The following is a 581-nucleotide window of genomic DNA, read 5'->3' as shown; positions in this document are numbered from 1 at the left end:
CCCTGGGTTCGAATCCCAGCAAGTCCATTGGATCAATTACGATTCACAAATCATCAAGTGCACCGAGCAAGTAATATTGCTTGGGAAGGATGGATGTGCCCTTTCCCCGATATTGGGCATTATGAGATCATGTATATATTACATATCAGACGCTCACTGGACAAAGTGAGATGGACTCTGGTAATTATGCCGTCAGGTGGATGGCTCGGCTCAAGCGCTGATGAAGGACGTGCCAAGCTGCGATAAGCTCAGGGTAGGCGCATGGAACCTATGAACCTGAGATTTCCTAATGAGACCTCTTAGCACATTTGTGCTGATCAGTCATGATCGGGAACGCCCCGAATTGAAACATCTTAGTAGGGGCAGGAAGAGAAATCGAAGAGATGCCGTTAGTAATGGCGAATGAACTCGGCAAAGTTCAAACTGAATCCCTCCAGTAATGTGAGGGAGATGTGGTGTTATAGGACTTTCTAAGGCTCCGACCTTTTCTTAGCTGAACTTTTCTGGAACGTTAGACCATAGAGTGTGACAGTCACGTAAGCAAAGAAAAGAGGATCTGGAAATGTTCCTGAGTAGCGTGT

At 46.3% G+C, this 581-nt stretch carries 1 rRNA gene; it reads left to right on the top strand.

The annotated features are described in order from the left end of the window. Positions 1-172: 172 nt before the first annotated feature. Positions 173-581 (top strand): 23S ribosomal RNA (locus tag WOA13_RS11620); the annotation flags it as partial.

The sequence above is a fragment of the Methanococcoides sp. LMO-2 genome, assembly GCF_038432375.1.
Classification (GTDB): Archaea; Halobacteriota; Methanosarcinia; order Methanosarcinales; family Methanosarcinaceae; genus Methanococcoides; species Methanococcoides cohabitans.
This window is presented reverse-complemented; position numbering and strand designations above follow the sequence as displayed.